The sequence below is a fragment of the Oerskovia merdavium genome, assembly GCF_014836755.1.
Classification (GTDB): domain Bacteria; phylum Actinomycetota; class Actinomycetes; order Actinomycetales; family Cellulomonadaceae; genus Oerskovia; species Oerskovia merdavium.
In genome coordinates this window covers 243,922-253,363 of the sequence record NZ_JACSQF010000004.1, presented here as the reverse complement: position 1 = coordinate 253,363, position 9,442 = coordinate 243,922, and the positions used below count along the sequence as shown (strand labels likewise).

General features: G+C 73.0%; 6 protein-coding genes, 1 pseudogene and 1 riboswitch. Of the genes and pseudogenes, 2 read left to right on the top strand and 5 right to left on the bottom strand.

The window, feature by feature from the left end; all coding sequences use genetic code 11:
• From H9641_RS06055 to H9641_RS20645, 5 genes and pseudogenes are all read right to left on the bottom strand, one after another.
• Positions 1-76 (bottom strand): annotated as a pseudogene (locus H9641_RS06055) (superoxide dismutase); the annotation flags it as partial.
• A 221-nt stretch (positions 77-297) separates the two neighbouring features.
• Entirely contained in the window at positions 298-939 is a 642-nt protein-coding gene (locus tag H9641_RS06050; RefSeq protein WP_191801917.1) for a lysophospholipid acyltransferase family protein, read from the bottom strand.
• Between the two features lie 162 nt (positions 940-1,101).
• On the bottom strand, positions 1,102-2,703 hold the full coding sequence (locus H9641_RS06045) for an outer membrane protein assembly factor BamB family protein (protein WP_191801915.1): 1,602 nt from the start codon (positions 2,701-2,703) through the stop codon (positions 1,102-1,104).
• Between the two features lie 43 nt (positions 2,704-2,746).
• On the bottom strand, positions 2,747-3,988 hold the full coding sequence (locus tag H9641_RS06040; RefSeq protein ID WP_191801914.1) for an NYN domain-containing protein: 1,242 nt from the start codon (positions 3,986-3,988) through the stop codon (positions 2,747-2,749).
• Between the two features lie 103 nt (positions 3,989-4,091).
• Entirely contained in the window at positions 4,092-5,558 is a 1,467-nt protein-coding gene (locus tag H9641_RS20645) for an outer membrane protein assembly factor BamB family protein (protein ID WP_191801912.1), read from the bottom strand.
• Positions 5,559-5,767: 209 nt separating this feature from the next.
• Positions 5,768-5,870, top strand: a riboswitch (SAM riboswitch).
• 133 nt (positions 5,871-6,003) lie between these two features.
• Here H9641_RS20645 and H9641_RS06030 point away from each other — a divergent pair.
• Positions 6,004-7,053 (top strand): methylenetetrahydrofolate reductase, encoded by a 1,050-nt coding sequence (locus tag H9641_RS06030; RefSeq protein ID WP_191801911.1) that lies wholly within the window; start codon positions 6,004-6,006, stop codon positions 7,051-7,053.
• 20 nt (positions 7,054-7,073) lie between these two features.
• A complete protein-coding gene (metE, locus tag H9641_RS06025; RefSeq protein ID WP_191801910.1) occupies positions 7,074-9,440 on the top strand; it encodes a 5-methyltetrahydropteroyltriglutamate--homocysteine S-methyltransferase in 2,367 nt (788 codons plus the stop codon).
• Positions 9,441-9,442: the final 2 nt, after the last annotated feature.

The window sequence follows — 9,442 nt, the reverse complement described above, 5'->3', positions numbered from 1 at the left end:
CCATGATGCGGCCGGAGATGTGGGGCTCGAGTGCGCCGTAGTCGTACGACAGCTCGGGAAGGGTGTAGACAGCCATGGTGAGTCCTCTCGTTCGGTGTCGGCCACGCTAGGACCTCAACCAGGGTTGAGGTCAAGTCGGATGCCCTGGGTCGCGGCCGCGACGGACGGACCCGCCCGGCACGATCCCTGAGGCACGTGGCCCTGCCCCGAGCACATCATGACGGGGCGCGACCTGCACGTCCTTCTCAGGAACGGGCGTGTCCCGGCGCGGGCCCGCGGCCCGCCGGGCGGCGAGGCTCAGCTCGCGCGCTGCTGGCCGCTCATCGCGTGGATCGACTCCATGACCTGGTCGGTGAGCTCGCGACGCGCCTGCGCGGGCTTCCCCGAGGTGATCTGCCGCGCGGGCTCGATGGGCGTGCCGAACTCGACCGTCACGCGGTGGATGCGCGGGAGGCGCGCCCCGACCGGCTGGACCTTGTCGGTGCCCTTGATCGCGACCGGCACGATCGGCGCGTGGCCCGCGAGCGCTAGCCAGGCGACGCCGGTGTGCCCCTTGTGGAGCTTGCCGTCGCGCGAGCGCGTGCCCTCGGGGTAGATCCCGAACGCGCCCCCGTTGTTGAGCACCTCGAGCGCGTCCTCGAGCGAGCGCTGGCCGGCGCGCGGGTCGTCGCGCTGCACAGGGATGTGACCGAGGGTCGTGAAGAACCAGCGCGAGACGCGCCCCTTGAGCCCCGTGCCGGTGAAGTACTCGGCCTTGGCGAGGAACGTGACGTGGCGCGGGGCGACGATCGGGATGAGGAGCGAGTCCACGAACGACAGATGGTTGCTCGCGAGGATGACGGGTCCGCGCCGGGGGATGTTGTTCAGACCGGTCACGCGTGGCCTCAGGAACGCGTAGGCCAGGAGCGACAGGATCAGCTTCAGCACCCGGTAAGTCATCCGTACATTGTGCACCGACGTGCAGCGGTGCCCGACGACGACCGCCCGCCCGGGCGTGGTGCGCCGTGGTCGCGCGGCGGACCACCGGGGAGAACTCCCGGGATTGCACAGATGTTCACGGCGTCTGGTTCTGCGCGCACCTCGCGACGGCTCAGGGTCTCGTCAACCGAACGCGACGACCGTCCCGTTCCTGGTGCCGAACACGCCGCCACCGACCGCGAAGAGGCTCCACGCGTCGACGGCCACCTGCTCCTCCCATCGCGTGCTCCCGTCGGCCACGTCGATCGACACCCAGCGGGACTGCGCGCCGTCGTCCTCGCCGTAGGCGATCGTCAGCCCGCCGCGGCTCGCGAAGGCCGCCGCGACCTGGCCGTTCGTCCCTCCGACCGCGGGGTCCCTCCACGCCCACACCTCCTCGCCCGTGGCCGAGTCCACGGCCACCGCTCCCGGGTAGGACGAGATGACGGTCACGTCACGGGTGACGAGGAGCACCTGGGTGGCGTAGCCGGAGAAGGTCCACCGCTCGTCACCCGCCTCGTCGAGCGCCACGAACCCGGGCCCTCTCCTCGAGAACAGCAGGGGCGGCCCCGTGCCGTCCGTCGCGAGGGGCTCCATGAGCTCGCCCTGGGCGCTCCAGAGCACCGTCCCGTCGGCGTCCAGGAGCTCGGACTCCGCGAGCCCGCCCCGGAGGAGCCGCCCGTCGCGGAGCGGCTGCATGCGGGTCAGGTCCGTGGAGAGGACCGTCCCGTCGCTCGACAGGCTGGCATTCACGTCGCACCCGAGGAGCATGAGTGTTCCGTACATGCCGTAGAGCTGCACCTCGTCCCAGCCGTCGACCGTCGCGCCGTCCTCCTGGTAGGCCATGCACGAGCTGTCGGACGTGCGCGTGGGCACGGTCTGCGTCCAGCGCACCTCGCCCGTGCGGGCGTCCTCGACGAGCACGACGACGTCACGTCCGTCCCGAGCCACCCTCGCCAGCTCACCGGTCGAGAGAACCGCGGCGTCACCTCGGGCGGGGTCCAGAGCGCGCTCGGCCACGGTCCTCCCGTCCAGCCCGAGGATCGTGACCGAGCTCGGGGGGAGCGTGAAGGCCGGGGCGCCCTCCTCCGTCTCGGCCCAGCCCAGGCACGTGATCGATCGTGCGTCGAGGCTCCCCGGTGACGGGCCGTCGAAAGTGCCGCACTGCGGGGACGGCAGACCTTCGTGCCGCCACGCCTCGGCGCCCGTCGCGCGGTCGTACGCGACGAGCGCGCCATCGGCGGCGATGACGACGAAGAGCTCGCCCGCCACGAGCGGCCAGGCCTCACCGACGTCGACGGTCCACAGCTCGCGCGGTGGTCGCTCGAGCCCGACGACGCCACCGGGCACCGCCCGCAGCAGCGCCTCGGCCTGCCGGGCGCGCACCACGTCCACCAGGGTCAGGCCGCCGAGGACCAGGACGAGCGCGGCCGCGACCCCGCCGAGGAGCACGCGTCGGCGCCTCCGGGCACGCGGATCCGTCGGTGCGTCCTCCCGAGCGGCCCCGTCCGGCGCAGACGCGTCCAGCACGGCCCCGGTCCCGCCTCCCGCGCCCGCCGAACCGGTGGCGACGTCCGCTCCCGGGTGCGCTGCGCCGTCGGGCAGGGGCATGCCGCGGCCTCCTGGCGCGCCGCCGGGCGCGCCCCAGCCCCCGGGCCGCGGCGCGAAGAGGTCGTCACCGTCGTCCAGGTCGTCGACCGCCTCGAAGGTGATCGGGCGAGGTTGCTCTCGGCGTCGAAAGGGCACGCCCGGAGCCTAGCTCTCGGGCGTGCCCTCGTGACGGGTCCGCTCAGCGGGACGCGACGGTGACCAGGTAGTCGTCGGCGTCGTCGTCCCAGCGCAGCTCGATCGCGCCCGCGGTCTGCGCAGCCTTGCAGAACTGCAGGAAGCTGCGGTAGCCGAGCGCCTTCTCGCTGAAGTCGGGGCGCTTCTTGCGGAGCTGGTTCTTGAGGCCCGACAACGGTGCCGAGTCCCCCTGCTCCCCCACGACCGTGCGCAGCAGCGCGAAGTCGTCGCCCGCGTGCCCGCGCTCGGGCAGCGAGACCTCGGGGTCGCCCGTCGCGGGGCCCGCGCTGAGCTGCACCACGCCGCGCTCCTCGAGGTAGCGCAGGAACTCGCCGAAGTTGCGGAAGCCGTAGTCGGCCTCGCTGAACGTCGGGTCCTTGCGCAGCAGCGTGCGCTTGAGCGTCGAGGCCACGACGGCCCCGCTCGACGAGCTCGACAGGTCCGCGAGGGTCTGCGCGACGAGGACCGCGAGGTCCTCGTCCTCCGACCGGGAGGAGGCCCCGTGCCCGACCGCGGACTCGAGCTCGGCCTCGACGTCCAGCGGGGCAGGGGTCGGCTCGGGCAGCGAAGGTACGGGCTCGGTGGCCGCCTCCGCGGTCGACGCGGCCGATCTGGTCGACGCGGGCGGCGTCGCGGACTCGGTAGCGGAAGCCGCCGCGGCCTTGCCCGAGGTGCTCGACGAACCCGACGAGCGGCCCGAGGACTTGCGCGCGGTGCTGCGGTTCGAGCTGTTCGAGGACCGCTTGCGCTCGACGGGCTCGTCGGGGATCTCGACGCCCTCGAGGCGGTCGTAGAAGAGGAACTCGTCGCACGCCGGGGGCAGCAGCTTGGACGTCGAGTTCTCGACGCCGATCCCGATCACGCGCTTGTTGAGCTCACGCAGCTTGTGCACCAGGGGCGAGAAGTCGCTGTCCCCCGTGCACATGACGAAGGTCGAGATGTACTCCCGCTCGAACGCCATCTCGATCGCGTCGACGACCATCTTGATGTCGGCGGCGTTCTTGCGAGAGGCCCCCATGCGCTGGGGCATCTCGATGAGCTCGACCTGGTGACGGGTCAGGGAGCGACGGTCCTCGTCGAAGTAGGACCAGTCGGCGTAGGCGCGGCGGACCACGACCCGACCGCGCGCGGCGAGCGCGTCGGCGATCGGCTTGAAGTCGAAGGTCATCCCGCCCAGGTGGTCGCGCGCGCCCAGCGCGAGGTTGTCGTAGTCGAGGAAGACGGCCAGACGTTCTTCGGTGTCCATATCCGCCAGGGTATGGCCCGGGCAGGTCGAACGCCCATCCGCCGGGGCCCGGGCGACGGCGACGTGCGGGACCTCACCCGGCCGCGAGCGCCGCGCGACCACCTCATCCCAACCCGGTCACCGCCGACCGGTCGGACCGCAACCGCCCCTGCGACGCCTGGAACACATCGGGATCCCCGACGTGCTCCTGGGTCCACCGGACGTCGCCGCTCGCGAGGTCCAGCGCGACCACGGTGTAGCCCGCCGACGCGGCCGGCCCCACCAGGACGGCCGTGGCTCGGTCCGCGGCAGTGCCACCGACGAGCTGCGGCACCGCGTCGGACAGCGGGCCCACGGCGCGCCGCCACCGCTCGGCGCCCGTCGCGGGATCGAGCGCGACGGTCTCCCGGTCGACGGTCTGCACGATCACGGCGTCCGCGGTCCGGACGAGGACCTGCCGCGCTGCGACCTGCGCGGTCCAGGCGGTCGCACCGTCGGGGTGCAGCGCGAGCAACGCCTCACCCTGGTCCAGCAGGACCAGGTCCGAGGCCGTCCTGTCGCTCACGCCGCCCTCGAGCACCAGGCCCTCGCTCGTCCACCGCACCGTGCCGTCGGCCGCGACGGCATCCACGGGCCCCGCCAAGGCCGTGCCCGACGACCGGAGGAACGTCCCGTCCCCCAGCGCGGCAACCGTCGTCAGGGCCACCGGCTCGTCGAGGACCAGGCCGCCGGCGGTCACGAACGACAGGAGACCGCACCCGTACACCCCGGCCACGCCCGACCGGACGTCGATACGCAGGGCTTCACCGTACGACGTCCCGCACGTCCACTCCGCCCCCGTCTCCCGCACGGTCAGCCGCTGCTCCCACGCGGCCTCGCCCGTGCGCAGGTCGGTGGCGCGCACGACGGCCCCGGCCGCGTCCCTGGTCGCCTGGAGGATCACGCCGCCGACGCCGACGGTCGGGGTCCCTGCCGCCGGGTCGAGCACTACCCCGGCCACCACCGAGCCGTCGAGGCTCACGAGCTGCGCGGTCACCCGGTCGGCCGCGGTCTCGAGGCACACGACGGACCTCGCCGACTCGTCTCCCGCGGCAGGGCCCGCGGGGTCGGTGCGACCGGCCGAGGCCTCGGGGCTCGCGGTGCAGACCTGTCCCGCGAGCTCATCGAGCCGCCAGCGCTGGGTGCCCGTCCCGACGTCGAACCCGGCGAGACCCGAGCGACCCGGCAGCACCAGCAGGTCGTCGACGACGAAGGGCGTCCCCCCGTCGGTCGGGACGCTCCACAGGTCGCGTGGTGCATTGCTCCGGTCGAGCACGCCGGCGTCGGTCTTCTCGATCGCCTCGTGCGTGTCGTCCTGCGTCGGCGGGCGGTTCACGAGCACCACGGCGAGTGCGACGCCCAGCGCGGCGACGCCGACCACGAGGGCCGCGCGACGTCGTCGGGCCTGCGGGGAACCCGCCTTGCGCGCCGGTCCACCCTGCCCTCCCGCGGGGTCTCGCGAGCCATGACCGTCCGGCACGTCGAGGGCGTGTCCCTCCGGGGAGTCGTCGAGCACGAACGTGACGGTCTGCTGGCTGCGTCGGCGGGGCACGGTCGGAGCCTAGTGGTCACCGGCGGGCGCCCCGACCTCCCTCGGAACGGCCGACGGGCGTACGTTGGGAGAGCGTCCGCGGGACCGACGAAGCACCGCGCGGGAGTACGCGAGCACCGTGAAACGGGTCGAAACGTACCGTCAGACCCTTCTGTCTCACCCTTCGAGCAGATACTGGCTCAGATCATGGATTCCCCCTACGATCATCAACACCATCCAGAGCGGTCGAGAGTCCTGGCTCGTTGACACCGCAGCAACCCCCCAACGGAAGCCTCCCGCGGGTACGGGTGCTACAGCCAGGTTCGATGGAGCGATTCATGACCGAGGCATCATTCCGCGCAACCCCGCACACCGGGGCCCGGCGCACCGTCCACCGCACGAGCCGCACGGCGACCGTTGCTGTGGCCACCGTCGGCGCCCCCCTCGCCCTCCCGGCGGTCGCCCGATGAGCATCGTCGACCTGGGGCACTTCGGGCACGAGGCACCGCGACCCACGGTGTCGTTCGAGCTCATGCCCCCGCGCCGCCCCGACGCCGCACCCAAGTTCTGGGAGACCGCGCGCCGGCTCGTCGCGACCTCCCCCGACTTCGTGTCGGTCACCTACGGCGCGGCCGGCACGGACCGCGAGACCTCGCGCCGCGTCATCAGCCAGCTCCTGCACGGCACACCCGTGCTGCCCATCGCGCACCTGACCTGCGTGGGGGCCTCGCGCGAGGACGTCGAGGACGTCATCACGGACTTCCTCGACGCGGGCGTGCGCAGCTTCCTCGCCCTGCGCGGGGACCCCCCGCGCGACCAGCCCGACTGGCGCCCCGCCGAGGACGGCGTGCGGTCGAGCACCGAGCTCGTGGCCCTGCTGCGCGAGGTCGAGGCCGCGCGCTGCGCCGCGAGCCCGAGCGTCGCGCTGCGCGGCGCGGCGCGGCCCCTGACCATCGCGGTCGCGACGTTCCCCGACGGCAACCTCGCTGCGGGCACGAGCCGCACCCAGGAGGTGCGCCGCCTGTGGCAGAAGCAGCAGGCCGGTGCGGACTTCGCGATCACACAGCTCTTCTACGAGGCCTCGTCGTACATCGACTTCGTCGCCGAGGCGCGCGCGGCCGGCGTCACCATCCCGATCCTCGCAGGGCTGCTGCCCATGACGGACCCGGCCCGCCTCGCACGCGTCGAGGAGCTCACGGGCGTCCCGGCACCGCGGCGCGTCGTCGAGGCCCTCGAGGCCGAGCAGGACCCCGCCGCGCGCCACGCCCTGGGCATCCGCCACTCGGTCGAGCTCGCGCGCCAGGTCCTCGCGGCCGGCGCGCCCGGCCTCCACATCTACACCTTCAACAAGCACCAAGCCGCTCTAGACCTGCTCGAGGGAGTCGACCTCGGCGGTGGGGCAGCGGGGGACGCCGGCGGCGTCTCGTCCCGCACCCCCGACCTGGCCAGCGGGCCGTGGGTCTCCGGCACTCCCCTTCCCTCCTCCGAGCCTGCCCTCGGCAGCGCATCGGTCTGACCAGTTCAGAGGTAATCACCATGAGTGCACCCACGTTCCCGTCCGGTTCCGTCCTCGGCTACCCCCGCATCGGCCCGCGCCGCGAGCTCAAGAAGGCCGTCGAGTCCTTCTGGGCCGGCAAGATCACCGCCGACGAGCTCGAGGCCACGGCCTCGGCACTGCGCGTCGCGGCCGCCCAGCGTCTCGTCGACCTGGGGCTCGAGGCCTCGTCGGGCGCCGTGCCCGGCTCGTTCTCCTACTACGACCAGGTGCTCGACGTCGTCGCTCTCCTCGGGGCGGTCCCGTCGCGCTTCGCGTCGCTCACCGACGAGAAGGGCGCGCTGGACCTCGCGGGCTACTTCACGGTCGCACGCGGCGCCGGTGAGGACGCCCCGCTCGAGATGACCAAGTGGTTCGACACGAACTACCACTACCTGGTCCCCGAGATCAGCGAGACCACGCCGTTCCGCTTCGCGGACGACCGCATCGTGCGCCAGTTCGTCGAGGCGAAGGACGCGGGCGTCGTGACCCGGCCCGTCGTCGTCGGGCCCGTCACGTTCCTCGCGCTGTCCAAGGCCGCCGACGACAGCGCGCCCGGCTTCAGCCCGCTCTCGCGCCTCGCGGACGTCCTGCCCGTGTACGTCGAGCTGCTGCGCGCCCTGGCCGCAGCGGGGGCACCGTGGGTGCAGCTCGACGAGCCCGTGCTCGTGTCCGACTCGATCGACGTGCCCGCCGCCGAGGTCCGCGCCGCGATCACCGAGGCGTACCGGGTGCTCGCGACCGAGCTCGCGGTGGGCACCGAGCGTCCCGCGATCCTCGTGGGAGCGCCGTTCGGCGGGCTCGTCGCCTCCGGGGAGGACGGCCTCGACGGCCTCGCGCTCCTGGCCGCGACCGATGTCGAGGCGATCTCGCTCGACCTCGTCAGGGGCGCCGTCCCGACGGGTCGCGTCGCGGGCCTCGAGGCCAAGACGGTCGTCGCGGGTGTGATCGACGGACACAACGTGTGGCGTGCCGACCTCGCGGCGAAGCTCGCGCTCGTCGACGACCTGTCCGGCCTGGGCGCCGGTGCCGTCACGGTCGGCACGTCGACCTCGCTCCTGCACGTCCCGCACGACGTCGAGGCCGAGGACTGGACGAACGGTTCGATCGACCCCCGCCTGCGCGACTGGCTCGCGTTCGCCGACCAGAAGGTCGGCGAGGTCGCGATCCTCGCTCGTGCGCTGACCGAGGGTCGGGACGCGGTCGCCGACCAGATCGAGGCGTCCCGCGCCGCGGTGGCCTCGCGCGCGGTGGCGAGCGGCGTCGTCGTGCCTGCGGTGCGCGAGCGCGCCGCAGCCCTGACCGCGGGCGACTTCTCGCGCGGCGACTACGCCGAGCGCGCGGCAGCCCAGCAGGCCAAGCTGAACCTCCCGCCGCTGCCGACCACGACCATCGGCTCGTTCCCGCAGACCCCGGAGATCCGCCGGGCACGCGCGCTCAACGTCAAGGGCGAGCTGTCCGACGCCGACTACACGGCCGCGATGCAGGACGAGATCCGCCGCGTCGTCGAGCTCCAGGAGCAGATCGGCCTGGACGTCCTGGTGCACGGCGAGCCCGAGCGCAACGACATGGTCCAGTACTTCGCGGAGAACCTCGACGGGTTCGCGGTCACGGCCAACGGCTGGGTCCAGTCCTACGGCTCGCGCTGCGTGCGCCCGCCGATCCTGTGGGGCGACGTCACGCGTCCGGCCCCCATCACGGTCGACTGGTCGACGTTCACGGCGTCGCTCACCGAGAAGCCGGTCAAGGGCATGCTGACCGGTCCGGTCACGATCCTCGCGTGGTCGTTCGTGCGCGACGACCAGCCGCTGGGCGACACGGCCAACCAGGTGGGCCTGGCGCTGCGCGACGAGATCGCGGACCTCGAGGCGGCCGGGATCGGCATCATCCAGGTCGACGAGCCCGCGCTGCGCGAGCTCCTGCCGCTGCGCAAGGACGACCAGGCCGCGTACCTCGACTGGTCCGTCAGCTCGTTCCGCCTCGCGACCGCGGGCGTCGAGGCCGAGACGCAGATCCACACGCACCTGTGCTACTCGGAGTTCGGCGAGGTCATCGGCGCGATCGACGGGCTCGACGCCGACGTGACGTCGGTCGAGGCGGCGCGCTCGCGCATGGAGATCGTGCCCGAGCTGGCCGAGGCCGGCTACGCGCGCGGGATCGGCCCGGGCGTGTACGACATCCACTCGCCGCGCGTCCCCTCGACCGAGGAGGTCACCGAGCTCCTCGAGCTCGCCGTGAAGTCGATCGACTCCCGGCTCGTGTGGGTCAACCCCGACTGCGGCCTCAAGACGCGTCGCTACGAGGAGACCGTGGCCTCGCTCGAGAACCTCGTCTCGGCGACGAACGCGGTGCGCGCACAGCTCGGCTGACG

Excerpts from the sequence above, each read along its gene's own strand:
- H9641_RS06050 (WP_191801917.1), bottom strand. The coding sequence starts at position 939 with ATGACTTACCGGGTGCTGAAGCTGATCCTGTCGCTCCTGGCCTACGCG.
- H9641_RS06040 (WP_191801914.1), bottom strand. The coding sequence starts at position 3,988 with ATGGACACCGAAGAACGTCTGGCCGTCTTCCTCGACTACGACAACCTC.
- H9641_RS06030 (WP_191801911.1), top strand. The coding sequence starts at position 6,004 with ATGAGCATCGTCGACCTGGGGCACTTCGGGCACGAGGCACCGCGACCC.
- metE (WP_191801910.1), top strand. The coding sequence starts at position 7,074 with ATGAGTGCACCCACGTTCCCGTCCGGTTCCGTCCTCGGCTACCCCCGC.